22 protein-coding genes are annotated in these 25,846 nt (G+C 61.2%); 9 read left to right on the top strand and 13 right to left on the bottom strand.

Translation table 11 applies throughout. The features are described 5' to 3' along the window. The 3 genes from J3A71_RS13945 to J3A71_RS13935 all read right to left on the bottom strand — a co-directional run bounded on the left by J3A71_RS13945 (nucleotide 1) and on the right by J3A71_RS13935 (nucleotide 2,451). Nucleotides 1-582, bottom strand: a complete 582-nt coding sequence (locus J3A71_RS13945) for a hypothetical protein (RefSeq protein WP_096426180.1) — start codon at nucleotides 580-582, stop codon at nucleotides 1-3. Between the two features lie 151 nt (nucleotides 583-733). After that, nucleotides 734-2,026, bottom strand: coding sequence for a sorbosone dehydrogenase family protein (locus J3A71_RS13940; protein ID WP_016487478.1), 1,293 nt, complete (start codon nucleotides 2,024-2,026; stop codon nucleotides 734-736). Continuing rightward, nucleotides 2,023-2,451: a DUF2231 domain-containing protein gene (locus J3A71_RS13935; RefSeq protein WP_016487479.1), complete on the bottom strand. Its 429-nt coding sequence runs from the start codon at nucleotides 2,449-2,451 to the stop codon at nucleotides 2,023-2,025. Before J3A71_RS13935 ends, J3A71_RS13940 begins: the two co-directional genes overlap by 4 nt. A 166-nt stretch (nucleotides 2,452-2,617) precedes the next feature. Here J3A71_RS13935 and J3A71_RS13930 point away from each other — a divergent pair, with 166 nt between their 5' ends. From J3A71_RS13930 to J3A71_RS13915, 4 genes are all read left to right on the top strand, one after another. Then, nucleotides 2,618-2,905, top strand: coding sequence for a DUF4189 domain-containing protein (locus J3A71_RS13930; RefSeq protein ID WP_016487480.1), 288 nt, complete (start codon nucleotides 2,618-2,620; stop codon nucleotides 2,903-2,905). Between the two features lie 314 nt (nucleotides 2,906-3,219). Next, a complete protein-coding gene (locus tag J3A71_RS13925; RefSeq protein ID WP_096426181.1) occupies nucleotides 3,220-6,210 on the top strand; it encodes a T6SS effector BTH_I2691 family protein in 2,991 nt (996 codons plus the stop codon). A 2-nt stretch (nucleotides 6,211-6,212) separates the two neighbouring features. Next, the gene (locus J3A71_RS13920; protein ID WP_031312005.1) at nucleotides 6,213-7,106 is read left to right on the top strand and encodes a DUF6708 domain-containing protein; all 894 of its coding nucleotides are present in this window, start codon (nucleotides 6,213-6,215) and stop codon (nucleotides 7,104-7,106) included. Between the two features lie 196 nt (nucleotides 7,107-7,302). Then, the gene (locus tag J3A71_RS13915; protein WP_031312006.1) at nucleotides 7,303-8,181 is read left to right on the top strand and encodes a DUF6708 domain-containing protein; all 879 of its coding nucleotides are present in this window, start codon (nucleotides 7,303-7,305) and stop codon (nucleotides 8,179-8,181) included. Here the strand turns inward: J3A71_RS13915 and J3A71_RS13910 are convergent. Beyond that, nucleotides 8,168-8,980 (bottom strand): class I SAM-dependent methyltransferase, encoded by an 813-nt coding sequence (locus J3A71_RS13910; RefSeq protein ID WP_016487484.1) that lies wholly within the window; start codon nucleotides 8,978-8,980, stop codon nucleotides 8,168-8,170. The genes J3A71_RS13915 and J3A71_RS13910 overlap by 14 nt on opposite strands. Before the next feature lie 283 nt (nucleotides 8,981-9,263). Next, nucleotides 9,264-11,450: an OsmC domain/YcaO domain-containing protein gene (locus tag J3A71_RS13905; protein ID WP_023048053.1), complete on the bottom strand. Its 2,187-nt coding sequence runs from the start codon at nucleotides 11,448-11,450 to the stop codon at nucleotides 9,264-9,266. Between the two features lie 343 nt (nucleotides 11,451-11,793). On the opposite strand from J3A71_RS13905, the gene J3A71_RS13900 reads away from it, so the two are divergent. The 3 genes from J3A71_RS13900 to J3A71_RS13890 are packed head-to-tail and all read left to right on the top strand — an operon-like array spanning nucleotide 11,794 to nucleotide 15,860. Next, nucleotides 11,794-12,249: a (2Fe-2S)-binding protein gene (locus J3A71_RS13900; RefSeq protein ID WP_016487486.1), complete on the top strand. Its 456-nt coding sequence runs from the start codon at nucleotides 11,794-11,796 to the stop codon at nucleotides 12,247-12,249. Then, a complete protein-coding gene (locus tag J3A71_RS13895) occupies nucleotides 12,249-14,498 on the top strand; it encodes a molybdopterin cofactor-binding domain-containing protein (RefSeq protein ID WP_096426182.1) in 2,250 nt (749 codons plus the stop codon). The genes J3A71_RS13900 and J3A71_RS13895 overlap by 1 nt, the downstream gene beginning before the upstream one ends. An 18-nt stretch (nucleotides 14,499-14,516) precedes the next feature. Next, complete coding sequence (locus tag J3A71_RS13890; protein WP_095115131.1) at nucleotides 14,517-15,860, top strand: cytochrome c; 1,344 nt, start codon at nucleotides 14,517-14,519, stop codon at nucleotides 15,858-15,860. Nucleotides 15,861-17,192: 1,332 nt separating this feature from the next. On the opposite strand, the gene J3A71_RS13885 is transcribed toward J3A71_RS13890, so the two are convergent. From J3A71_RS13885 to J3A71_RS13870, 4 genes are all read right to left on the bottom strand, one after another. Continuing rightward, nucleotides 17,193-17,981 carry a transporter substrate-binding domain-containing protein gene (locus tag J3A71_RS13885; protein ID WP_209952970.1) on the bottom strand — a complete coding sequence of 263 codons (789 nt, stop codon included), beginning with the start codon at nucleotides 17,979-17,981 and terminating at the stop codon, nucleotides 17,193-17,195. Between the two features lie 170 nt (nucleotides 17,982-18,151). Then, nucleotides 18,152-18,793, bottom strand: a complete 642-nt coding sequence (locus J3A71_RS13880; RefSeq protein WP_016487492.1) for a LysE family translocator — start codon at nucleotides 18,791-18,793, stop codon at nucleotides 18,152-18,154. 51 nt (nucleotides 18,794-18,844) lie between these two features. Further along, on the bottom strand, nucleotides 18,845-19,042 hold the full coding sequence (locus J3A71_RS13875; RefSeq protein WP_016487493.1) for a DUF1289 domain-containing protein: 198 nt from the start codon (nucleotides 19,040-19,042) through the stop codon (nucleotides 18,845-18,847). Between the two features lie 8 nt (nucleotides 19,043-19,050). Next, nucleotides 19,051-19,368: a hypothetical protein gene (locus tag J3A71_RS13870; RefSeq protein ID WP_016487494.1), complete on the bottom strand. Its 318-nt coding sequence runs from the start codon at nucleotides 19,366-19,368 to the stop codon at nucleotides 19,051-19,053. Nucleotides 19,369-19,678: 310 nt separating this feature from the next. On the opposite strand from J3A71_RS13870, the gene J3A71_RS13865 reads away from it, so the two are divergent. Then, nucleotides 19,679-21,427 carry a BCCT family transporter gene (locus tag J3A71_RS13865; protein ID WP_060518305.1) on the top strand — a complete coding sequence of 583 codons (1,749 nt, stop codon included), beginning with the start codon at nucleotides 19,679-19,681 and terminating at the stop codon, nucleotides 21,425-21,427. Nucleotides 21,428-21,555: 128 nt separating this feature from the next. Here the strand turns inward: J3A71_RS13865 and J3A71_RS13860 are convergent, their stop codons facing one another. Both J3A71_RS13860 and J3A71_RS13855 read right to left on the bottom strand, forming a co-directional pair. Further along, nucleotides 21,556-22,035, bottom strand: coding sequence for a VOC family protein (locus tag J3A71_RS13860; protein WP_016487496.1), 480 nt, complete (start codon nucleotides 22,033-22,035; stop codon nucleotides 21,556-21,558). 128 nt (nucleotides 22,036-22,163) lie between these two features. Next, nucleotides 22,164-23,507 carry an OprD family porin gene (locus J3A71_RS13855; protein ID WP_096426183.1) on the bottom strand — a complete coding sequence of 448 codons (1,344 nt, stop codon included), beginning with the start codon at nucleotides 23,505-23,507 and terminating at the stop codon, nucleotides 22,164-22,166. Between the two features lie 271 nt (nucleotides 23,508-23,778). On the opposite strand from J3A71_RS13855, the gene J3A71_RS13850 reads away from it, so the two are divergent. Then, nucleotides 23,779-24,429: a TIGR04211 family SH3 domain-containing protein gene (locus J3A71_RS13850; RefSeq protein ID WP_096426184.1), complete on the top strand. Its 651-nt coding sequence runs from the start codon at nucleotides 23,779-23,781 to the stop codon at nucleotides 24,427-24,429. 47 nt (nucleotides 24,430-24,476) lie between these two features. On the opposite strand, the gene J3A71_RS13845 is transcribed toward J3A71_RS13850, so the two are convergent. Together J3A71_RS13845 and J3A71_RS13840 are read right to left on the bottom strand one after the other, a co-directional pair. Beyond that, entirely contained in the window at nucleotides 24,477-24,749 is a 273-nt protein-coding gene (locus tag J3A71_RS13845; RefSeq protein ID WP_016487499.1) for a hypothetical protein, read from the bottom strand. A gap of 111 nt (nucleotides 24,750-24,860) precedes the next feature. After that, nucleotides 24,861-25,742 (bottom strand): LysR family transcriptional regulator, encoded by an 882-nt coding sequence (locus J3A71_RS13840; RefSeq protein WP_016487500.1) that lies wholly within the window; start codon nucleotides 25,740-25,742, stop codon nucleotides 24,861-24,863. Nucleotides 25,743-25,846 lie beyond the last annotated feature (104 nt).

The raw sequence follows: 25,846 nt of genomic DNA, 5'->3' as shown, positions 1-25,846 counted from the left end.
TCAGCGCGACGTTTCGACGCGCAGCACTTCGGTAAAGATCGCATCGACCGTCTGGCCGACCTCGAGATTACTCATGCGCGCCTGTAATTCCGGGTTTTCGACCTTGACCACCTGCAGCTTGCCCTCAGGTGGCAGCAGGCTCACTTCGTGCGTCTTGAGGTCGATCTTCTTGATCTGCGAGGTGACCCAGACCTGGCGGAATGCCTCGCCACCCGGGTTGGGGTTCTGCGCTGTGGCGCGAATGGTGCCGGACTCCTCGGTGGCCTTCGGCGCCCCACCCACATCGGTGTTGAGCACATAGGCCACGGCGCGGGTAACAAAGATATCGACCTTGTCCCCGACCTTGAGGTTAGGCAGGGCCTTGGCCTGATCCGTGAGCTGGAACGTCACATCCGCTTTGTTATCAGGGCCTTTCACCGTGACCTGGCGGTTGGCCTGGTCGATAGCTGTAACCTGCGTGGTGACATGGCTTTCCAGTGCCTCACTGGCAATCGGAATATCGGCAGCGTACGCCGTAAAGCTGGCAGCGGATGCCAGCGTGGCCAAGGCAACAGCACGAGCGAGAGAGCGAATCGGGTTCATAGATCTGCTTCCATGTGATCAAGCAAAAAAGGGCGCGAATTGTTCACGCGCCAACAAGCATAGACGGTGCCCGCCACCCTGCCGGCGCCAGTTACCTCACCGGCTCCTGGGTGAACCCACCCCACGGGGGTGGATCCGTTCACACCGCTGCTCAACGGTTACGCGTCACCCGCCATACCGTATTGGCCAGGTCATCGGCAATGATCAACGCCCCACGCGGGTCCACAGTAACGCCCACCGGCCGCCCACGCGTCTTGCCATCCTCGCCGCGGAAGCCCGTGGCAAAGTCGATGGGCGCCCCTGCCGGCCTGCCATTGCTGAACGGCACGAATATCACCTTGTAGCCCACCGGATCGGGCCGGTTCCAGCTGCCGTGCTCGCCCACGAACACCCCGTCGGCAAACTCCTTGCCCATGGCCGGGATCGAGAAGTCGACACCCAATGCAGCCACATGCGAGCCCAGGCTGTAGTCCGGCTTGATCGCCGCAGCCACCTTGGCCGGGTTTTGCGGCCGCACCCGATCATCTACATTCTGCCCCCAGTAGCTGTAAGGCCAACCATAGAAGCCACCTTCGCGCACCGAAGTGAGGTAGTCCGGTACCAAGTCGGGGCCCAGCTCATCGCGCTCGTTAACCACCGTCCACAACTGCCCGGTCTGCGGCTGAATGGTCAATGCCGTCGGGTTGCGCAAGCCGGTGGCGTAAGGCCGGTGCGCCCCGGTTTCGGCATCGACCTGCCAGACCATCGCCCGATCGATCTCCACCTCCAGGCCGCGCTCGGTGATGTTGCTGTTCGAGCCGATCCCCACATACAGGTAGCGACCATCAGGGCTGATCGTCAGCGCCTTGGTCCAGTGATGGTTGATCTCGGCCGGCAGGTCGGTGACCTTGGATGGCGGGCCGTCTGCCTGGGTCTGGCCATCCTTGTAGTCGAAACGCACCAGCGCATCCTGGTTGGCCACATACAGCTTGCCGTTGGCAAAGGCCAGGCCATACGGTGCGTTGAGGTTTTCCGCGAACACGGTCTGCACCTCATAGGTGCCATCGCCGTCGGCATCGCGCAACAGGGTCAGGCGGTTGCCACCTTTGACCTGCGTATTGCCCTTGGCCTTGATCTGGCTGGCGATCACATCCTTGGGCTTGAGCTTGGCCGCGCTGCCGCCCCTGCCCTCGGCCACCAGGATGTCGCCATTGGGCAGCACCAGGCTCTGCCGCGGAATCTTCAGGTCAGTGGCAATGGCTGTGACGTTGAAACCCTCCGGCACGGTCGGTTTCTGCTCGCCCCAGGCCACCGGCTGGGCAATCTTCATGCTCGGCAACAAGCCGCGCTGCGGCTCGGGCAACTTGGGGTCCGGACCATGGGCCTGGGTACGCTCGCCGTCACCACCACAGGCACTCAGCAACACCGCCATGCTCAACAGGCTCAATGCATGCAAAGGCTTCATGCTGCACCTCCCGAGCGCAGGTTGCTCAAGCCGGTCCAGGCAGCCACTACCGAGAGCACGGTCACGATCACCGACAACACCAGCCCCGACGGCATCACCGCCCAGGCGTCCTTGGCGTGCTCGAACGCATTGATCAAGCCGAGCACCCAGGTCACCAGCAGCAGCACGAAGTACAGCGTGGCGCGCCCGCCCTTGCGTTCGGCGCGGACCAGGTTTGCCAGCGCGAACAACAGTGCCAGCCCGCAGAACACCAAGGCACCGGCAATCAGCCAGGCGGCGAAGTTGCTCCACTGGATCTGGTAGCTGTTGAAGTAGGCGATATCGCTCAGCAGTGCGCCAAGGAACAACGGCACACTGCCTGCCAGCAGCAGGGCGTGCAGCGGGCTGGGCGTACAGCGGTAGAGGGTTTGGTCAGTAGCGGTCACAGTGCCTCCTTTTCATTCAGTGACCCAGGGGGCTGATGGGCTTGCGCCATCAGGTGAGCGCAAGGTGCGCTTAGCAAAGGAGCCCCTTCGCGACGCGATAGTTCACCGCTTCGCTACAATGAAATATCCTGCAAGGCATTTGCTGCCAAGCGCAGAAGGGGAACACGTGAGCAGACCAAACGCATACTGGGCCCTGACCACCCTGCTCGCCCTCAGCCTGGCGCTCACCGCTGGTTGCTCCAGCAAAGGCAGCAAGGCGCGCTACGCCACGCCTGCAGTAGGCTCCAACTGCTTCGCCAAAGCCGTACCCACGACTGGCGAAGGCGGCCTGGCCTGGGGCAATACCCTGAGCATTGCGCGGCAAAAATCCATGAACAATTGCATACGCTATGCCGGCCGCTCGGGGGGCGCACCTCGAACTTGCCAAGTAGTGATGGCCAAGTGCAAGAACTGAAAGTTTAACGACCGCCTAATATGTAAGACAACTCCTACAGAAAAGGTCAAACTTTCCACTTATAAAACCACACTCGCGGAACACAAAAACATTCAAATAAAATATTACACTTTCAGCCTCGACCAAGAAGCAGAAATCGAGGCATTGTCTGTCGCCTGAGCCTTAACAAGCCGATCGTTTTTTCATCTCCTGAAACAAGGAAGATATTTCCTACAGCATTAGCCTCAGCCAACTCTTCCAGTCGTTATTTGCACTGGAACAGGCCGTTCTACGCGTTTGGTCTGAAAAGACTGCTCTCTGAGCAAGGAACTCGCATGAGCAATTCTTCCGTTAGCAGCGCCACTTCCGGTCCCGCCTGTACTGCACGCATCCCCATCCTGCCAGTGCGCTATGCCATCGTGCCACGCATCGGCGACACGCCCGCCTGCCGCTATGCCAGTGCGGGTTTCAATTTGGAACAAAGCTTCCCCCCGCTGCAACACTCTGCCTACACCCTGCGCGCTTTGCGCCCGGGTTATGTCTACGTGTTCATGAAAGGTCCGAAGGGCGAAAAGCTGGTCATCCATGAGTACGTTGGCGCGGGTCTTTACAAGGAACTGAGTTACAAAGGGCTGGAAAACTACCACCTGCGTGATCGCTATCTCTCCAGCCGGAGCATGGGCTGGGTGTGGGCCGATACCTGCCCCGATACCGCCAGGCAAGTGTGGATCGGCTACAGCCCCCACCTGTGGACCAACGCCGTGACCGCCCGCATCACCGGTTCATCAGCCCTGCGCAAACGGCATATGCGCCAGCTGGACATGGCCGAACTGATCGCCAGCAACCAGGCGCCATCCACCCAGCCCCATGTGTTGCCGGTCAGTGCCCTGCAAACCTGGGTCGAAGACTTCAAGCCAACCGAACGGCGCATGCCGCTGACCTGGAGCAGCGACCCGATCACCGAAACCTTGCCTATCGGCAACCTGGTCGCCGTGGCGCGTCACTACCCCTGGACCCAACCGAAGGTACCGGTGGTGGTAGCACTCGCCGACGTCGAAGGCATGGCCCTGGACCTGAGCCTGTCGGTCTCAGCCTACCAGCATCAAATGCGCGACCTGATGCCCGCCGAGCAACTGGCACACACAAAACCCGCGCAACCTCCCGAGCAGGAACCCGTGCCGGCGTGCTACCGCCTGGATGCCGAGCAACTGAGCGTGCACAGCCGCGATTTTCACCATCGCAACCTGGTGGGCATGCTGCTGAACAAGACGCTGGAAAGCATGTACCCGGCCGATGCGCCTTCACCGGAACTGGCCGCGTTCAGGCTGGGCACGGAGCGGCGTGGCCCTGCGCTGTCTGCGGCCGAGTCACATTTCCAGGCCCTCACCCATGAGGATTACTCCCCCAACGGCGCGCGCCTGGCAAAGCGCATCGATATCGCCAAATACCGGCGTTTCCTTGCCGAACGCGACGAGGTCGAACGGCGTATTGCAGCCCTGCGCAACCTGGCGTTGCAAGCCAGCAATGATCATGACGCCTGGCTGGCCACTGCCGAATCGCAACATATCGACAACCCCCACAGCCTGGCCGCCGCCCTGGCGTGTTACGACCGCGACGAGCGCACCTCCGCCCGCGGCCTGGAAATCTCGCTGGCTTTGCTGATTCACCCGATGGGCCAGCCGACACCCGGCACCGAAGAGCATGACCGACGCTTCAAACGCCTGGAGCAATGGTTGGACCAGCACGACAGCCCGCTTTACACCGCCTTGGCGCCGTTCAATCCGTTCAAGGACAAAGCGGATTCGACCGGCTCTTTGTTCGGTGCCAGCGACAACGTGATCGAAGGATTGGTGGGTCGCTTCCCGGCCATGGCCGACATCACCGACCTTACCGCCCAGGCGGTCAATACCGTAGTGCTCAAGCGCCTGCGCGGGCAAACCCGCTGGGATGCCAGTCATGGCCTGCGTCAGCAGGTGCTGTTGGCGGCGCGGGAGGCGAATGCCGAGAAGGCGTTGGGGCTGTTGGCAGCGCGCTATCGAATCACCGAACAGGCCATCACGGAAAATCCATTCAGCCAGGAGGCACAGAAGTATTTGAAGAGCGGCATGGCGCAGGTTGAGGAAATGAAACAACTGCGCATCTCGGGTAGCCGGACAATATCGATAGAACTGACCACCACTGCGCGAGTGAAGCCCAACTTTCTCGGGTTGCTCACCTCGGGCGGTGGGGGTGGTTTGAACGCGGGGATGCTGTGGTTCAACATCTTATCGCTGAAGACGGCCTATAACAGCCTGCAAAAGAACGATGCACCGGAATACACCTTGGGCTTTGCTTCATCGATTTTTGGGGTGATCGGTGCAGCGGCGGCGACGATGGTCAGCGTGCGGGCAACGCAGAAGGCCGTGATGTTGAGATTGAGTCCGACCGCACCAGGCATGGCCTTTGGAAATGGAATCATCAAGTTCTTAAGCAGTAACTTGTTCGCGCGTTTGGCCGGATACCCTGCAATAGCATTCAGCCTATTTTCAGACATATCAAAGGGAATGCGTCAGCTGAAAAGTGGTGGTTCAACTGCAGGCGGATACACCTTGGCCGGAGGGGTAACTATGGCCATCGGCTCTGCTGTCGCCCTTGAAGCAGGGCTTGCCGTTGCGGGCGCGACAACATTAGTACCCTTTGCCGGATGGGCTGCGGCTGCCCTTGTCCTCGTAGGCGTAGCCATCATTGCAGGAGGTTTGTACCTGCACGCCAAGGCACATGAGCACCTTCACAGCCCAATTGAGCTGTGGGCAGCACGCACCGTCTTCGGTAATCGCATCAATGATGGGGAGGGGCGCCCTGGCATCACCTTGGATTTTGAAAATAAACTTCCTGCCTTCGCCTCGCTACAAACTGAAATCAAAGCTTGGCACAACGAGCATTACGGACCAAAACTACTAATGGCCGAACAGGCCCTGTCACTGGGCATAACTAAAGTTGACACTAAATGGCATCGGAATGATCAGTGGTCTCCGCCCAACTGGACTGCTATCACCCATAACGAAGTAGCCACACCTCAACCCACCGTTGAATTCACAGTGCTACTGCCTGGTTTCAGGCTAGGCGTAAGCGAATGGTCAGGGAGCTTGAGCGCCCTGCGAGATAACCAAGGAATGGACGTTTTCCCAATCGCCCCAACCGGCCACCTCGTAGGTGCAGGTTTGGTTCTGCATTTCGAGAACACGCTAACCAACCAAAATCATGTCTTACTGCATCTCGCTTACAGCGCCAATCAAGGGTTGGACGAAGACAATGAGAGCCTCGCAACTTTTCGTCTGGAACGCTGACCATGGCAACCATCTGGATATTCAATTCAACGTCAAATTCTGGGCACAAACCTGCAATTGGAGGGCAACTGGCAAGCGTATCCGAGAACACTTTATGCCTGCGAAATCCATGGGTAACGGACTCTGTTTTTATGGGAAAAATTTATTGCGCAATGATTATCGCATCATTAATAGTTTTCTACCCCTACCTACTATCCAGCGAAGCCTGGAACCCATACACCTTTAGCTATACTTTCATTACCCTCACAGTGCTTGGACCTTTCATTTTCCTACCCTTCTTAGCTTATCGAATATATTTCATAAAGCGCTTATCAAGCTTATGTTTCAACCGATCAACTCAGAAGATTTACTATCAGCGGTTGAGTAAGCTATTCGTCTTTGAATGGGCCAACACCGGCGGAGGCATTTTCAAACGCACCGAATACGGCGGATCATCATTCAGCACGAGCTATGCCCTCGCCTTCGCCCCTCGCCGAGCGGATGGCAGCCTCCACCAAAAAGACTGCCTGTGGGTCGACAGCAACGCCCCCTCCGAACCTGGTGTCAAACACGTCGCTGAAGTCTGGGAATACCTTCGCCATTTCATGGATCACGGCCCGGACAATCTCCCCCCGCCCGGCGAACCCAACTGGTGGCACAAACCGCTGCACGCCATCTGCCTGACCCCGGCAGAAGCCTGGCAACACTATGCGCCCTGGCGAACCGGCGAGCCCGGTGAAATGCAGGGCAAAAAGAACTGGCAACTGCCGTTCTGGGCGGTGCTGTTCCCCTACAACCTCACCGTCGCCATCTGCTGGTACGGCATCTGTCGCCTATTCAATGTTCGCGTCGCGTCACCACCGCCTGAAGCGTTTGAGGAGCGCCCGGCACATTCGGCCAAAGGGAAGCGCGCATGACTGACGCCTCCATCAGCAGTGCCACCTCCGGCCATGCCTGCAGCGCACGCATCTCTGTAGGTGCTGGCTGAGTTCTGCATTTCGAGAACACGCTAGCCAACCAAAATCATGTCTCACTGCATCTCGCTTGCAGCGCCAATCAAGGGTTGGACGAAGACAATGAGAGCCTCGCAACTTTTCGTCTGGAACGCTGACCATGGCAACCATCTGGATGTTCAATTCAAAGACAGGTTCAGGACACAAGCCCGCTATCACTGGGCAGCTATTAAGCTCATCCGACAATTTTTTATGTTTGAGAAATCCATGGGTAACAGACTCGGCATTCATGGGGAAACTGTACTGTGCAATAATAATCATCTCAATGATCGGCTTCTACCCTTATCTATTTGACGGGGAGTTCATGAAGTACTTTAAATCCCACCCACTTTTAATGACCAGCTTCGCACTCACGCCCTTCACATTCCTCCCGTTCCTAGTTTATCGAATATACTTCATAAAGCGCTTATCGAGCATATGTTTCAACCGATCAACTCAGAAGATTTACTATCAACGCTTGAGCAAGATATTCGTCTTTGAGTGGAGTAACACTGGCGGAGGCGTTTTCAAACGCACCGAGTACGGTGGTTCATCCTTCAGCACCAGCTACGCCCTCGCCTTCGCCCCTCGCCGAGCGGATGGGAGCCTCCACCAAGAAGACTGCCTCTGGGTCGACAGCAACGAACCCACCGAGCCCGGGGTCAGACACGTCGCCGAAGTGTGGGAGTACCTCCGCCATTTCATGAACCACGGTCCGGACAAGCTTCCGCCTCCCGGCGAGCCCAATTGGTGGCACAAGCCACTCTACGCCATCTGCCTGACCCCGGCTGAAGCCTGGCGCCACTATGCCCCCTGGCGTACCGGCGAGCCCGGTGAAATGCAGGGCAAGAAAAACTGGCAACTGCCGTTCTGGGCTGTGTTGTTCCCCTACAACCTAACGGTCGCGATCGCTTGGTACTTCGTCTGCAAGCTTTTCAATGTCCGTGCAGCCCCCCCACCCGCGGAGGCATTGGAAGGAGCGCCTGCTAGCCCCGAATGACCACCACCTCAATGTATTCACTCGGCACCACCAACGATGAAGGTCCAGCGACGTTGTTCTCCTCCAGCAATTGGGTCAGATCCCGCTCCAGCGCACTGGCCGCCTCTGGCTCCAATGAGGCAAACGCCTTGTGTACCGGCCCATACCAGGTGCGGAACACCTCGATGAAATGCGCCGCCGAGCGATAGCGGAAGTTGAACTGCTGACGACTGACTTTCAGTTCGCCGAGCGCCCCTTCGAACATCACGCGCAACTGCTCCTCATCGCCCCATCGCGAAGGCGGCAAGGCACCGGGGGGTGGCGGCACATGCCGGCTTAGCATTTTGAACATCAGCCCGACAAAGCCTTGCGGGGTCCAGTTGGCCAGGCCGATGCGGCCACCGGGCCGGCACACCCGGACCAGCTCGCGTGCGGCCTGCGCCTGATCAGGGGCGAACATCACGCCGAAGGTGGAAAGCACGGCATCGAAGGTACCGTCGGCAAACGGCAACGCTTCGGCATCGGCCGCCTGGAACAACACATTCAAGTGCTCGGCCCGCGCCCGCTCTTCGCCTCGCTTGAGCAATTCGGGCACATAGTCGGTGGAGGTGACGCGACAGCCGCGGCGGGCAGCGGCCAAGGTGGCGTTGCCGTTGCCGGCAGCAACGTCCAGCACCTGCTCGTCCCAGCGCAAGTCGCAGGCCTCGGCCAGGCGTTCGCCAACCAGTTGCAGGGTGGTGCCGATTACCGCGTAGTCACCGCTGGCCCAGGCGGCCTGCTGACGGGCTTTAAGGGCGTTGGTGTCCAAAGGGGTGCTCATGGTCTGCGCCTTCTTGTTGTGCGCGGCCGAGGTCCTTCTGGCGGTTAACGCGCCATATATTGGGGGAAGAAAAAATTACGCGCCTTTCAAGCGAAGCGGAAAGACGCTTTGGGGATAGCGCCAGGTTCAAAGTGCTATATGAGAGCTGCTGACCCAATCGCCGGCTAGCCAGCCCCATCAAGTTCAGCACAACGCTCAAGAACGGTGCAGTACCTGTGGGAGCTGGCTTGCCGGCGATGACGGCGGTACAGCCAGCACAAAATAACGAGTGGGACCGCCGCTCTCAGGCGAATTTGGCTCGGGCCGCATGCAGCTTCTTGTAGCTGTCGATCAGGCGCAGGTGGCGGTCGAGGCCTTCGAGCTTCATGCTGGTCGGAGTCAGGCCATGGAAACGCACGCTGCCGTTCACCGAACCCAGCACCGCGTCCATGCGTGCATTCCCGAACATGCGGCGGAAGTTGGCTTCATAGTCATCCAGCTGCAGTTCGTCATCCAGCTGCACTTCCAGCACCACGTTCAGCGCCTGGTAGAACAGGCCGCGTTCGACGGTGTTGTCGTTGAACTGCAGAAACGCCTCGACCAGCTCCTTGGCATCCTCGAAACGCTGCACCGCCAGGCAGATCAGCAGTTTCAGCTCGAGAATGGTCAACTGACCCCACGCGGTGTTCTCGTCGAACTCCACACCAATCAGCGTGGTGATGGTGGTGTAGTCATCCACATCGCAGTTGTCCAGGCGCTTGAGCAACAACTTCAGGGAGCGACTGTCGAGGCTGTGCAGGTTGAGGATGTCGGCACGGAACGACAAGGCGCGGTTGGTGTTGTCCCAGATAAGGTCCTCGACCGGGTAGATTTCCGAGTAGCCCGGCACAAGGATGCGGCAAGCCGTGGCACCGAGGTTGTCGTACACCGCCATGTACACCTCCTTGCCCAGCGCTTCGAGGATACCGAACAGGGTAGCGGCTTCCTGCTGGTTGGAATCCTCGCCGTGGCCGGAGAAGTCCCACTCCACAAATTCGAAGTCGGCCTTGGCGCTGAAGAAGCGCCACGACACCACGCCGCTGGAGTCGATGAAGTGCTCGACAAAGTTGTTCGGCTCGGTCAGCGCATGGCTTTCGAAGGTCGGCTGCGGCAGGTCGTTGAGGCCTTCGAAGCTGCGCCCCTGCAGCAATTCGGTGAGGCTGCGCTCCAGCGCCACCTCCAGGCTCGGGTGAGCGCCGAACGAGGCAAATACGCCGCCGGTGCGAGGGTTCATCAGCGTCACGCACATGACCGGGAACTCGCCCCCCAGCGAAGCATCCTTGACCAGCACCGGGAAGCCCTGCTCTTCAAGGCCCTGGATGCCGGCGACGATCGCCGGGTACTTGGCCAGCACGTCCTGCGGCACATCCGGCAGGCACAGCTCACCTTCGAGGATTTCGCGCTTCACCGCACGCTCGAAGATTTCCGACAGGCACTGTACCTGCGCCTCGGCCAGGGTATTGCCGGCGCTCATGCCATTGCTGAGGAACAGGTTCTCGATCAGGTTGGACGGGAAGTACACCACCTGCTGGTCGGACTGGCGCACGAACGGCAGCGAGCAGATGCCCCGGGCGGTGTTACCCGAGTTGGTGTCATACAGGTGCGAACCACGCAGCTCACCGTCCGGGTTGTAGATTTCCAGGCAATGCTCGTCGAGGATCTCGGCCGGCAGCGCGTCGCGCGGGCCAGGCTTGAACCACTGCTCGTTCGGGTAATGCACGAACGGCGCGTTGGCCAGCTCTTCGCCCCAGAACTGGTCGTTGTAGAAGAAGTTGCAGTTCAGGCGCTCGATGAATTCGCCCAGCGCCGAGGCCAGCGCCGCCTCCTTGGTGGCGCCCTTGCCGTTGGTGAAGCACATCGGCGACTGCGCATCGCGCACGTGCAGCGACCACACATTGGGCACAATGTTACGCCACGAAGCGATCTCGATCTTCATCCCCAGCCCCGCGAGGATGCCCGACATGTTGGCGATGGTCTGCTCCAGCGGCAGGTCCTTGCCGGGGATGTAGGTGCTGGTGTCTGCCACCGGCATCAACAGGCCCTGGGCATCGGCATCAAGGTTGTCGACCACTTCGATCACGAACTCAGGGCCAGTCTGCACAACCTTCTTGACCGTGCAGCGGTCGATGGAGCGCAGGATGCCTTGGCGGTCCTTGTCGGAAATGTCCTCGGGCAGCTCGACCTGGATCTTGAAGATCTGGTTGTAGCGGTTTTCCGGATCGACGATGTTGTTCTGCGACAGGCGAATGTTTTCGGTTGGGATGTCGCGGGCCTGGCAGTACAGCTTGACGAAGTAAGCCGCGCACAAGGCCGAAGACGCCAGGAAATAGTCGAACGGGCCTGGGGCCGAACCATCGCCTTTGTAGCGGATCGGTTGGTCGGCGATCACCGTGAAGTCATCGAACTTGGCTTCGAGACGGAGATTGTCGAGAAAATTGACCTTGATTTCCATGCGGGATTACCGTGATTTAAGCGTGTAAAACGAAATTGGCCGGCATTATCCGGGTTTTTACGCCAGAAGTCCTGTTTGCCTGCCTGGCCCCTCGCCGGCAAGCCAGCGCCCACAGGGACTGCATATCTTTCAACTCTTACGCCGACCTGTGGGCGCTGGCTTGCCGGCAATGGCGCCAGTACAGGCTTGCGCATTCCGCCGGATTGCTTGCCTGATCCTCTGAACCTGGCCCAACCACCAGACCAGCGGTCACACCGCTGTGCTAGCTTTTCTGCACTGGGGAACAACGTATTCCCCGCATAGAAAAACATGGCAACAGCAACCGATGACTGGCAGGTGAACCATGGAACTACGCATTAACCAGCAGACCTACCAGGTCGAGGCGGACGCCGACACGCCCTTGCTGTGGGTGATCCGCGATGATCTGGGGCTGACCGGCACCAAGTATGGCTGCGGCCTGGCCCAGTGCGGCGCCTGTTCGGTACTGGTGGACGGCAACGTGGTACGCGCTTGCGTCACACCGGTGGCCGGTGTGGTGGGGCGCGAGGTCACCACCATAGAGGCCATCGAAGCCGATGCCGTTGGCAAACGGGTGGTTGCGGCCTGGGTCGAGCACCAGGTGGCACAGTGCGGCTATTGTCAGTCCGGCCAGGTAATGGCCGCCACGGCGTTGTTAAAGCACACCCCCAAGCCAAGCGACGCGCAAATCGACGCGGCCATGGTCAACCTGTGCCGCTGCGGCACCTACAACGCCATTCACGCTGCCGTGCATGACCTGGCGCAAGGGGAGCAGGCCTGATGAATACGCCCGTAGAGACCCCTGCCGAACTGCTCAGGCTGCAACTGGGCGAGACAGTCAATTTGTCGCGCCGGCGCTTTCTTGCCGGCACGGCTGTCGGTGCCCTGGTGCTGGGTTTCGGCCTGCCAATGGGGTCGGGCCGTGTGCAGGCAGCGGTTGCAGCCACCCCGGAACGCGGTACCCAGGTGCCCGCTTTTCTGGAGATTCGCCCAGACGGCACGGTACGCCTGCTCAGCCCCTTTATGGAAGGCGGGCAAGGCCCCTTCACCGCCATGGCGCAAATTGTGGGTGAAGAGCTGGATGTCGACCCCGTCAATTTCGTGGTCGATAGCGCACCACCGGGCGAAGCTTACGTGGTGATGGAAAACGGCATGCGCATCACCGGTGGCAGCATGTCGGTGCGCATGAGCTACCCGACCATGCGCCGCCTGGGTGCCCTTGCCCGGGCCATGCTGCTGCAGGCCGGCGCCGAACAACTGGGCGTGTCGGTCGACGAACTCTCGACCACGCCAGGAAACGTGGTACATACCACGACGGGGCGTTCGATACCCTACGGTGACCTCGCCGGGCGCGCCATGGACCTGCCGGTACCTGACCCGGCCAGCGTCAAGCTGCGTGACCCCAGCCAGTTCCGCTGGATCGGCAAGCCTGTTCGCCGCCTGGATGCCTACGACAAGTCCACCGGCAAGGCACAGTACTGCATCGACATAAAGGTCGACGGCATGCTGCACGCCGCCGTGCAACACGCACCACGTCTGGGCATGACCGTGGGCAGCGTGCGCAACGAAGATCAGGTCAAGGCCATGAAAGGCGTGCACTCCGTGCACCAACTGCCGGGCGCAGTGGCCGTGGTTGCCGAGCGTTGGTGGCACGCAAAGCGTGCGGTAGAGGCGATTCAGGTGGACTGGAAAGAGCCGGCCGCCGACAGCAACGTGCGACCGATGCCGGCCGACTTCTCCAGCGACGCATGGCGGGAACACCTCGCCAACGTCGAGGGCCCGGCGCGGGACGAAGAAAACGAAGGCGATATCGCTGGCGCCCTGAGCAATGCCAAGACCAAGGTCGAGGCCAGCTACCACAACCAGTACCTGAACCATGCCCAGCTCGAGCCACCGTCCGCCCTCGCCCGCTTCAACCCGGACGGCAGCCTGGACGTCTGGCTGCCCAACCAGGCCCCGGACATGTTCCGTGATGACATTGCCAAGCGTACCGGCCTGGAACCTGCGCAAATCAACCTGCACTCGCCGCTGCTGGGCGGTTTCTTTGGCCGCCACTTCCTGTACGACTCGGCCAACCCCTACCCGCAGGCCATTGCCTTGGCCAAAGCGGTTGGCCGGCCGGTAAAACTCATCTGGAGCCGCGAAGAGGAATTCCTGCGTGATGTGCTGCGCCCGGTTGCAGTGGTGAAATTCCGCGCCGGGCTGGATGCCGATGGCATACCAGTGGCCCTCGAAGCGGTCAGCGCCACCGAAGGCCCAACCGAGGCTCTTGCTGGCAAGCAAGGGGAAAAGATCGACCCGACCGCGGTTGAGGGGCTATCAGGCAAGTCGTACGCCATCGCCAACAAGCGCATTGCCCAGATCTACGTCAAAGGCCCGGCCATGCTCGGCTACTGGCGCTCGGTGGGTAACTCGTTGAACGACTTCTTCTATGAATCCTTCCTCGATGAACTGGCAGACAAAGGCGGCAAGGACCCGTTCGAACTGCGCCTGCACCTGCTGCGCGACAACCCGCGCCTGACCACCCTGCTGAACGCGGTCGCCGAGCTGTCCGGTGGCTGGAAACGTGGGCCCTTCACTGCCGAGGATGGCAGCAAACGGGCACGCGGCGTGGCAATGGCCTCACCCTTTGGCTCGGAAGCGGCAGTCATTGCCGAGGTGTCGATCGAGAACGGCCAGGTCAAGGTGCACGACATCTGGCAGGCCATCGACCCGGGTAGCATCGTCAACCCGTCGATCATCGAACACCAGGTCAACGGCGCAGTTGCCCTTGGCCTGTCGCAGACGCTGGTGGAAGAAGCGGTCTATGTGGATGGCAAGCCGCGCGCACGCAACTACGACCTGTACCCGATCCTGCCGCCCTCACGCATGGCGCGGGTGCATGTACGCATTGTCGAAAGCGGGGCGAAGATGGGCGGTATCGGCGAGCCACCGCTACCCGCTGTAGCCCCGGCTGTGGCCAACGCGGTCGCGCAGCTTACCGGCCAGCGCGTGCGTAGCCTGCCACTGAGCCGCCATACCTTCAGCTGACTGCACAAGGGAAGCCCGATGACCCATCGTTTCGCAAGAACCGCTGGCTGGCTGGCGCTGCCGTGCCTTGTCGCGGCAGGCCTGCTGGCCTGGTATGTGACCCGCGAGCCGGCCTCGCCGTTTGCCGACGCACAGGCCACTGCCGCTGACCCGGCCCTGATCAGCCGCGGCGAGTACGTCGCCCGCCTCAGCGACTGCGTGGCCTGCCACAGCCTGCCGGACGGCAAGCCGTTCGCGGGTGGACTGGAAATGGCCACCCCGCTGGGGGCCATCCACGCCACCAACATCACCCCCGACCGCGACAGCGGTATCGGCAGCTACAGCCTGGCCGATTTCGACCGTGCCGTACGCCAGGGTGTCGCCCCTGGTGGCAGGCGGCTGTACCCGGCCATGCCCTACCCGTCCTACGCCAAGCTCAGCGATGATGATGTCAGGGCGTTGTATGCGTTTTTCATGCACAACGTGCAACCCGCCCGGCAGGCCAATCTGCCCAGCGACATTCCCTGGCCGCTGAACCTGCGCTGGCCCATTGCCTTATGGAATGGCCTGTTCGCCGCCACCTCGCCATACGCCGACAAGCCCGGCCAGGATGCGCAGTGGAACCGGGGGGCCTACATCGTCCAGGGCCCAGGTCACTGCGGCAGCTGCCACACCCCACGCGGCCTGGCGTTCAACGAAAAGGCCCTGGATGAAGGCGGCAAACCCTTCCTGGCCGGCGCCCTGCTCGACGGCTGGTACGCACCGAGCCTGCGCGCCGACCCTAACACCGGGCTGGGGCGCTGGAGCGAGGCAGAAATCGCGCAGTTCCTGAAAACCGGGCGCAACCGGCATGCCGTGGTGTTCGGCTCGATGACTGAGGCGTTCAACAACTCCACGCAATTCATGCATGACGATGACCTGGCCGCCATTGCCCATTACCTGAAATCACTGCCCGGCGATCCACAGCGTGACGGCGCGCCATGGCAGTACCGGGTCGAATCGGCAGCGGCACGGCTCGACAGCCCGGGGGCGCACACCTATGTGACCCGCTGCGCGTCTTGCCACGGCCTGGACGGCAAAGGCCAAGCCGAGTGGATGCCGCCATTGGCAGGTGCCACCTCGGCACTGGCCAGGGAGAACGCCTCAGCGATCAATATCACCCTCAATGGTTCGCAGCGGGTGGTGGCTGCCGGGGTGCCGGATGCCTATCGCATGCCAGCTTTCCGCCAGCAGTTGAGTGACCAGGAGATTGCCGAAGTGCTGAGTTTTGTGCGTACGGCCTGGGGCAACCAGGGTGGTGCGGTGGATGCGCAGGCGGTAGGCAAGTTGCGTGGTCATACCGACCCGGCCAGCAGCAGCCCGATCATCTTGCATATGCGCTGAATTGACGTGGTTCTTGCACCGGCCTCTTCGCCAGCGCGCCCGCTCCCATCGGACAAACTCTGATTTGATTTAGCGGTGACTTTGTGGGAGTGGGCTTGCCCCGCGAAACCCAGCGCAGCCGGGCCATGCATCGTGTCGCCTGCTTCCCGGGGCAAGCCCGCTCCCACAATGGCACTTGTCCCCTACGCGACAGCGCAGCCCAACTGATTTACTGATTTAGCAATGACTTTGTGGGTGCGGGCTTGTCCCGCGAACCCCGGCGCAGCCGGGGCCATCCATCGCGTCGCCTGCTTCGCGGGGCAAGCCCGCTCCCACAATGGCACTTGTTCCCTACGCGACAGCGCAACCTAACTGATTTGCTGATTTAACGGTGACTTTGTGGGAGCGGGCTTGCCCCGCGAACCCCGGCGCAGCCGGGGCCATCCATCGCGTCGCCTGCTTCGCGGGGCAAGCCCGCTCCCACAATGGCACTTGTTTCCTACGCGACAGCGCAGCCCAACTGATTTACTGATTTAGCAATGACTTTGTGGGAGCGGGCTTGTCCCGCGAACCCCGGCGCAGCCGGGGCCATGCATCGTGTCGCCTGCTTCGCGGGGCAAGCCCGCTCCCACAATGGCACTTGCTCCCTGCGCGACAGCGCAGCCCAACTGATTTACTGATTTAGCAATGACTTTGTGGGAGCGGGCTTGCCTCGCGAAACCCGGCGCAGCCGGGGCCATCCATCGCGTCGCCTGCTTCGCGGGCAAGCCCGCTCCCACAATGGCACTTGCTCCCTGCGCGACAGCGCAGCCCAACTGATTTACTGATTTAGCAATGACTTTGTGGGAGCGGGCTTGCCTCGCGAACCCCGGCGCAGCCGGGGCCATCCATCGCGTCGCCTGCTTCGCGGGGCAAGCCCGCTCCCACAATGGCACTTGCCCCCTGCGCGACAGCGCAGCCCAACTGATTTACTGATTTAGCAGTGACTTTGTGGGAGCGGGCTTGTCCCGCGAACCCCGGCGCAGCCGGGGCCATCCATCGCGTCGCCTGCTTCGCGGGGCAAGCCCGCTCCCACAATGGCACTTGTTCCCTACGCGACAGCGCAACCTAACTGATTTGCTGATTTAGCGGTGACTTTGTGGGAGCGGGCTTGTCCCGCGAACCCCGGCGCAGCCGGGGCCATCCATCGCGTCGCCTGCTTCGCGGGGCAAGCCCGCTCCCACAATGGCACTTGTTCTCTACGCGACAGCGCAACCTAACTGATTTGCTGATTTAGCGGTGACTTTGTGGGAGCAACTGCCTTGTTCAATTTCTAGAATCTAGCGCGGTCCCTGCAGGTACGTGCCAGGGCTGTTACTGCCACCGCTCCAGGTTCTGCTTCAGCAGTTGCTCAGGCAGCGCCCCGCCAACGACCTTCGCCATCTCCCGCGCCAGCGCCTCACGCAGCTGTGGCTTGTTGCAGGGCGATTCATGTGACATAGCCAGGTACAACCCTTCACTGGATACAGGCGGCTGCAACACCTGCACGGTATCAGTGATACCCAACGTGCGGGCCAGCGCCATCCCGGGGTACTGCTCGTACACCACGTAGTCACTGCGCTTGTGCATCAGCTTCTCGAACGCCTGCCGGGCACCGGGCACCGCTTCCAGGGTGAGGTTTGCCTGGGCATATTCATCGAACTGCTGGCCATGGCTGTTGTTGACCAGGGTCCCGCCTTTGCGGCCCTTGAGGTCTGCCCATTGATGGTAGGCAAAGGCATTGTCCTGGCGTACCCAGACTACGCTCGGGGTGTGCAGGAATGGCGGGGCGACAAAGTCCATCTGTTGCTGCCGGGCCTGGGTGATGAAATACCCGGCCAGCAGGTCGATCCGGCCTGTGCGGACTTCTTCTTGGGCACGCGACCAAGGCCCACCGTACACCACCTCGATTTCCAGCCCCAGCTGCTTGCCCAGGTATTTGAGCAGGTCGGCGTTGGCACCGATCAGTTGCCGAGGGTTCTGCGGATCGCGCCATAGGTAAGGTGGATACTCAGGGTTACCGGTAGCGGTCAGCCGTCGGCAGGGCTCTTGCGCTGCGCCCGGAAAAGCCAGCAACAGGCAAGGCAACAACAGCAAGGCTTGGCGCAAGCAACGCTCGATCATCTACAACCCTCGGCACATGGAACCTCTGGCGACCCGGCGAAGCGGCCAAAGGCCGCCACGCCCTGTGCTCGAACGCAGCATTGGTCTGCGCGTGCTTTAAACAGTCTGGACCAGGAACGCTTGGAGCCGCGGCCTTTTATCGCTCAGCAACGAACCGGCCGAGCAACGCCTCAGGCGCCCTGCCGACGCATTGCCAGAATCGCCGCGCCAAAGCCGATAAAGGTGGTACCCACCACGCGGCTCACCCAGCGTGACATCGACGGCCGGGTCAGTACGCCCTTGGCCCGCGCGGCCAGTGCGGCATACAAGCTCAGAGATGCAAGCGACAAGCTCACGAAAATCCCGGTCAGGGTCAGAAACTGCGGCAACAACGCCGCCCCTTGGTCGATGAACTGCGGGAACAGCGCGGTGAAAAACATGGTCGCCTTGGGGTTGGTCACTGCTGTGAGGAAAGCCGATTTGTACAACTTCAGCGGTGTGGGCCGTACCTTGACAGCCCCCTCAGCAGCGCCCTGCTCCAGCATCGGGTTCTTTTTCAGCAACTGCCGCGCACCGAGGTAGAACAGGTAACCTGCCCCCAGGATCTTCACAGCGTTGAACAGTACTTCGGAGCTGGCCAGCAAAGCGCCCAGCCCAAGCATGGCCGCAGCCGACAGGCAGAACAGGCCCGAGCCATTGCCCAGCGACGACCAGATCGCACTGCGCTGGCCGTGGGCAAGGCTGTTGTTGATGGCCATCAGGGTGGCAGGACCGGGGCTGGCAATCGCGATGGCGGCGACCAGGGTAAACGCAAACAGCGAGTGAGCATCCATTTTCAGGCTCTTCAAGCAGATCAGGGTAGGCCGTGCGCAGGGCACGCAGGTTCAGTCATTCTGCCGCTTGGCTGCCTTCTTGGCGATAGCTTTCATCCGCGTCGCCGCGCGCTGCACCGTGGCCATCTTTTCCGGGCGTTTCATGCCCCGCCATTTGCGAATTTCGTCGCGGGTGCGACCACAGCTCACGCACAGCTCGCTGTTGAGCTGGCATAACGAGACGCAGGGGTTATCGATGTCTTTGGCCATGCCACCACTCAGCCGGCCATGTCTGCCCGTGCTCGTTCGACGGCACTGTCAAACACCTCGCGCAGCTCTTGAGCCTTGGCCTTGCTGACCGACCTGGCATCCAGCAGTTCATCGATCACCCGAATGCACTGGCCCTTGGCGGTGTCCAGTTGCTCGGCGTCGGAGGCGTCAGCGATATCACCCAGATAAGGAGCGATGAGGTACACGTAACGGTCCTGCAGCTTGAGCGCTGCCAGCGCGTCGAGGGCTTTCTGGAACCGGTCGGCGGCGGCAGGGCTCATGCTCAATTTATCGAAATGAATCAGGCTCACACGGTCAGTGGCCATTGACGAATCTCCGTTTCCTGGTGCGGCCTGGCCCACGGGCAGCAGCGCTTCTACGGTGCTCGGATGTGCAGGCCAGGGTAATGCCAACAGGGTACCAGAACGCGGGGCAGAAAGGGCCATCGCCCCCAGAACTAAAAGTATTTGGCAGGTCGCGCAATGGACGCCCCAGGACGTTTACGGGACAGGCACAGCGGTTTCGGGCACTGGATAATCGGCCGGCAATCTCCCCGCCGAGGCCGTCATCGAACTCGGTAGCCCACACAACAACAAGCCTGCGCGTCCAGGTAATCCTCAAAGGGCCTCAACATTCATGGCAAAGGAACACATCACCGAAACACTCGACCTTGGCGTGACGGACCCCTCGAAAACCGCAGAAGCCCGCCAGGACAGGCATTTCGAGGGCAAGCTCGACTGGATCGTCTTTGGTTTTACCAGCCTCCTGGCTGTCGCGTTCGTCCTCTGGGGCTTCCTCAACCAGGCCAGCCTCGCCAGCAGCGCATCCAGCGCGCAGTCCTGGGTCATTCTCAACTTCGGCTGGTTCTTCGTGCTCACCTCCACACTTTTCGTGGTATTCGTGCTGTGGCTGGCTGCCAGCCGTTATGGCCGGGTGCCACTGGGTCGTGATGGCGAACAGCCAGAATTCCGCACGGTGTCCTGGGTGGCAATGATGTTCAGTGCCGGCATGGGCATCGGCCTGATGTTCTTTGGCGTTGCCGAGCCGCTGTCGCACTATGTGACGCCGCCCCCCGGCTCGGCCACCGGGCAGACCAGCGAGGCGATGCAGGTGGCCATGGCCACCACCCTGTTCCACTGGACGCTGCACCCCTGGGCCATGTACGCCATCGTGGGCCTGGTGATTGCCTACGGTACCTACCGCCGCGGCCGCTCGCAGCTGATTTCCGCGGCCTTCCGGCCGTTGATCGGCAAGCACGCCAACGGCCCCCTCGGCCGCCTGATCGACATGATGGCGATCTTCGCCACGCTTTTCGGCTCGGCGGCCTCGCTGGGCCTGGGTGCGCTGCAGATTGCCGGCGGGCTGGAATACAACGGCTGGGTCGAAAGCCCCGGCAAGCTGTTCTACATCGCCATCATCACCCTGCTGACCATTGCCTTCGTCACCTCGGCGGTGTCCGGTGTCGGCAAGGGCATCCAGTGGCTGTCCAACACCAACATGGTGCTGGCACTGGTGCTGGCAGCGTTCGTGTTCATGGTCGGCCCTACCCTGCTCATGCTCAACCTGCTGCCGACCTCGATCGGTATCTACATCAAGATGCTGCCCGAAATGATGGCCCGCACCAACGCCAGTGGCGGCGATCAGATGAACAGCTGGCTGGCCGGCTGGACCGTGTTCTACTGGGCCTGGTGGATTTCCTGGACACCGTTCGTAGGCATGTTTATCGCCCGCATCAGCCGCGGTCGTACCATCCGCCAGTTCGTCACCGGCGTGCTGCTGGTGCCCAGCCTGGTCAGCCTGGTGTGGTTCACCATTTTTGGCGGTGCTTCCATCGATGCCCTGCGCGAAGGCGCCTTCCAGCTGGCCAACGGTGCAGTCAACAGCAACCACGCGCTGTACCAGCTGCTCGACAGCTACCCGCTGGCATCGGCCTCCTCGGTACTGGTGATGATCCTGGTGGGCATCTTCTTTGTCTCCGGTGCCGATGCGGCGTCACTGGTGATGGGCACGCTGTCGGAACACGGCACCACCGCACCCTCGCGGCGCACGGTGATTTTCTGGGGCGCGCTCACCGGAACGGTGGCAGCGATCATGCTGGCGATCGGCGACCCGAGCGACCCTGGCGAGGCGCTGACCGGGCTGCAGAACCTGACCATCGTCGTGGCCTTGCCCTTTGTCGTGGTGATGGTGCTGCTGTGCCTGGCGCTGTACCGCGACCTGCGCAAAGACCCGATGATGCTGCGCCACCTGCGCGGCAACGAGCTGATCGAAAAGGCGGTGTTGTACGGGGCTGTGAAACATGGTGAGGAGTTCTACATCGTGGTACAGGAGAAGAAGGCTTCGGTGAAAGTGGCAGCAGCAGCGAGCGAGGTGTCCGAAACCTGACACGCTAGCCTCGCGCTTCACCGCTTGATTCGGGGGCCGCCACTTGGATCCAGAAAAAACGGCCCCCTCGATCAACGATAGATCGCCCAACCAAGCCGATAACCAAAGGGCAGCAAACAGATGAGGGATCACCCCTTCAATGCTGCTGCAATCTTGGCCACATCGATCTTGCCCATCTGCATCATGGCCTCGAACGCCCGCTTTGCCGCAGCGCGGTCAGGGTGGCCGATGGCCTCTATCAGAATACGGGGGGTGATCTGCCAGGAAATCCCCCATTTGTCCTTGCACCAGCCACAAACGCTGGCCTCGCCACCGTTTGCGATAATCGCCTCCCACAAACGGTCGGTTTCGGCTTGGTCTTCGGTACTGACCTGGAATGAAAACGCCTCAGAATGCTTGAACGTAGCGCCGCCATTAAGCCCCACACAGGGTATGCCCATGACGGTGAATTCGACGGTAATGACATCGCCCTCCTTGCCCGAGGGGTAGTCTGCCGGGGCCTTGTGCAGTGCGATCAACTTGCTGTCCGGGAAAATGCTGGCATAGAAGTTGGCAGCCTGCTCGGCATCATTGTCGTACCAGAGGCAGAGGGTGTTCTTGGCAGTCATGGCCTTGCTCCATGAAGGGTATCAACCCTTGAGTCTAGCCGCACCCTTGAGCGCAAAAAAAAGCGCCCCGCACGGAGCGCCAAAACATCCACCCAAACCAAAGGAGCAGCAAGGCTACCCAGGTGAATTCACAGGACCGACAACGGGTACTCCACGATCAGCCGCACCTCGTCCAGGTCCGACTCGAACGCCGTGGCCCGGGTGGTAGCCTGGCGTACGCGCAACGACAGGTCCTTGGCTGCGCCGGTCTGCACCACGTACTTGACCTCGATGTCACGCTCCCAGCGCTTCTGGTCGGTCAGCGGGTTGCCGTCGGCATCGCGGCGCATGTAGAAGGCGTTGGCATTGGAATAGTCGGCGTCGGTGCCTTTGCCATAACGCGTCATGAACGACAGCCCGGGGATACCATAGGCGGCCATGTTCAGGTCATAGCGCAGCATCCACGAACGTTCCTTGGGCGAGTTGAAATCGCTGTACTGGATGGAGTTGTCGAGGAAGATCGAGTCGGATTGGCGCAGGTAGTCGAAATCATCGTCGCCATTGTTGCGCTGGTGAGTCAGCGCCAGGGTGTGGGCGCCGAAGCGCACCCCCAGTTTGGCGCTCCAGATGTTGTTGTCGAAGGCGCCCAGGCGCTGCTGCCCTTCATCAACGGCTTTGTAATAGTTGAAGCCGCCAATCAACGCCAGCTCATCACTCAGGGGCCAGCTCAGGCTGGTGCCGGCGTAATACTGATTCCACACATCCTTGAGCCGGCTGCTGAACAGGCTGACACTGACATAATCGTTCAGCGTGTAGTCACCGCCGCCGTAGGCGATCCATGGCGAATCGACCGGGCCGCCGTAGAAGGTCACGAAGTTCTCCCGCAGGTCACTGGACACCGGCTGGCTCATGGCATGCAGGCGCCCGGCCTGCAGGACAAGGTCCTTGATGCTGGTATTCTCCAGGGTCACGCCCCGGAAGCTTTCCGGCAGCAGCCGTGAGTCGCCAGCGGCCACCACTGGGTTAGCAGGGAACACATCGCCTACCTTCAGCACCGTGTCGTACAGGCGCACCTTGGCGGCACCACCGAATTTGGTGTACTCGTCACGGGCCTGACCGTCGTGGTCTACCGGCAAAACATCGAACGAACTGCGCCCGCCATTGCGGCCGCCCCCGGTGTCCAGTTTGAGGCCGAGCATGGCGAACGCATCCAGGCCAACGCCTACGGTGCCCTGGGTGAAACCTGACTCGAAACGGGCAATGACAGCATGCGCCCAAGCTTCGGAATAGCCGTTATCAGGTTGTTTGCCGGGGTTGCGCGTGGGGGCTGCGGCATCGCGGTTGTCGCGGTTGAAGTAGAAGTTGCGGTTGAGCACGCTGAGCGTGCTGCCCTCGGCAAAACCCTGCGCGGGTTCGTCCGACGCCATCGCCAGGTTGCCGACGCCGGAGAGCGCCATGCACGCAGCCAGTTTCAGGGGTGATCTGCAGGTCATCCGATGCTCCTTGTATGTCGTCTTTATAGTGGTGTCGGCTGGCCGAGATTGACGGCCGGCAGATAACGGCAAGGTGATCGGCGCATTACAATTGCGTCATCGGCGGCGAAGCGCTGGGAGGGCGAGTTCTGCAACATTCTGCAGATATTTCCGACATCAGGTAGTGAACCTGCTGACAAAAAAAGGGTCATTGGCTGACGGTCAACTCACCGACCGGTTCATCGGCCCAGTCACCGGGCCTACTTTTGTCCTGTTTCAGCGAAGACCCAACATGCCCGAATCCCGCCCAACCGCTTTCGTCCTCCCTGCCCTGCGCGGCGGCCTGATTGCCACCCTGGTGGCCCTTGCCGCGCCGGTGCACGCCGAAGAGCCCGCCAGCGACGCACGCTGGGTCAGCGACAGCCTGAGCACCTATGTGCGCAGCGGCCCCACCGACGGCCACCGCATTGTCGGAACCCTGAAGTCCGGGCAACCGCTGACCCTGCTCGGCACTCAGGGCAATTACAGCCAGGTGCGTGGGCAGAATGGCGATGTGGTATGGATACTCAGCAACGACTTGCAGGCGGTGCCGGGCCAGAACGAGCGCCTGCCGCAGCTCGATGCCCAGGTGGCAGACCTGACAGGGCAGTTGAAAACCATCGATGACAGCTGGAAGAGCCGCGTACAGGGCATGCAGGAAACCCTCGACTCACGGAAAAAGCTGATCGACGAACTGGAGGCGCGCAACAAAGCGCTGAACGAGCAGCTCGACGAGAGCCAGTCGACCCTGCGCGATACCCAGGCGCGCCTGGGTGACGAGAACAAGCAGGTGATGATGCGCTACATGGTGTATGGCGGCAGCATTGCCGGCGCGGGCTTGCTGGCGGGGCTGATCTTGCCGGCACTGACCCGGGGGCGCAGGAAGAACGACCGCTGGTTCTGACGCACCGGCCTTTTCGCGGTCCTATCCGCGAAAAGGCCGATAAGGGCTTACTTGCTACGTGCCTTGTTATAGATGGTCTTGGCTTGGTCCGCCGACGCCTGACACTGAGCCATGTCCCCCTTGCTCTGGGCCTCCTTTGCGTTTTGCAGGTGGACTTTGAAATCATGGGCCATGCCGCCATGCATCGCCTGGCCACTCGCTTTGTGGAAGTCCTCGAGTTCCTTGATCTTGGCTGCACAGTTGCTTGCCGGGTCAGCATGGGCGGCAACACTCAATACTGAAGCAATCACCAGTAAAGGTATGCATTTCATAGGCTTCATGGAACGTTCTCCTGGAAAACCGTGGGGTTCGTCGAGGTGTATTCGGCTCGACGCAGCAAAAAGCATAGTTGGCCATCACCTGCAGCGCAGCGCTTCAGCCCAGCGGTAAACCTACTGCCGCAACCGCTCTAATGCTTGCAACACATACCCCGTGGCCCGTTCCACCTGCCCCTCCCGACAGGCAATACCCAATTGCCGCCACAACCCTGGTCGCAGGGGCCGGCGCGCAATCCGCCGGTCCAACTCGCCTGCCTCGCCTTCCTGCGGCAACAACGTCGCCCCATACCCGGCGCCGACCAGGCTTTTGATCGCATCGTTGTAATTCAGCTCGATCCGCGGCTCGGGGTAAAACCCCGCTGCCGCGAACCATTCCCCGGTAACCCGTGACAGCTGGGTACTGCTGTCGTTGAGAATCAACGACCGCTGCGCCAGCCAGGCCGGCGTGACCTTCGCCGGCGGCTGCCAGTCGGCCGGTACGTAGGCCAGGATCGGGTCGCGCCGCCAGGGGGTAACAGTCAGCCCCTTGCCGGCCACCTGCGGCAAGGCCACCAGGCCGATATCCAGCGTCCCCTCACGCAATCGACCCAGCGACGCCTGGGATGTCAGCACTTGTACCTGCACGTCGATCCCCGGGTGGTCCACACGCAGGTGCTCCAGCGCCTGTGGCAGTAGGTGGGCGATAGCACCGGTAGACGCGCCAAGGCGTACCCGGCCAGTCAGCCCCTCAACCTGACGGCGCACTTCGTCCAGCGCCAGGTCGGCGTCGGCCAGCAGGCGCCGGGCACGGGCCAGCAGCGTTTCACCAATGGCCGTGGGGCGCACCTGGCCGCGGGCGCGACCAAGCAACGGGGCGCCGATACGTGCTTCCAGTTCGGCCACATGCAGGCTGATGGTGGGCGCTGCCAGGTTGAGCTGGCGGGCGGCCTCGGCAAAAGAACCCAGGTCGGCGATGGCCACCAGGGTGCGGAGGCGGTCGAGGCTGATTTCGCGCATGGTCAGTACCGGCCTGAGTGACGTGTTCAGAAAAACTGAATGTAACCGTCATCATATTCAAATTTTCATTATCAAAGCCATAGGCGAGCATAGGCCATCCTTAC

Source organism: Pseudomonas sp. PvP089 (genome assembly GCF_017875165.1).
Classification (GTDB): domain Bacteria; phylum Pseudomonadota; class Gammaproteobacteria; order Pseudomonadales; family Pseudomonadaceae; genus Aquipseudomonas; species Aquipseudomonas fortuita.
Note: the sequence above shows the minus strand (reverse complement) of the source record. Positions and strands in the feature narration are given on the sequence as shown.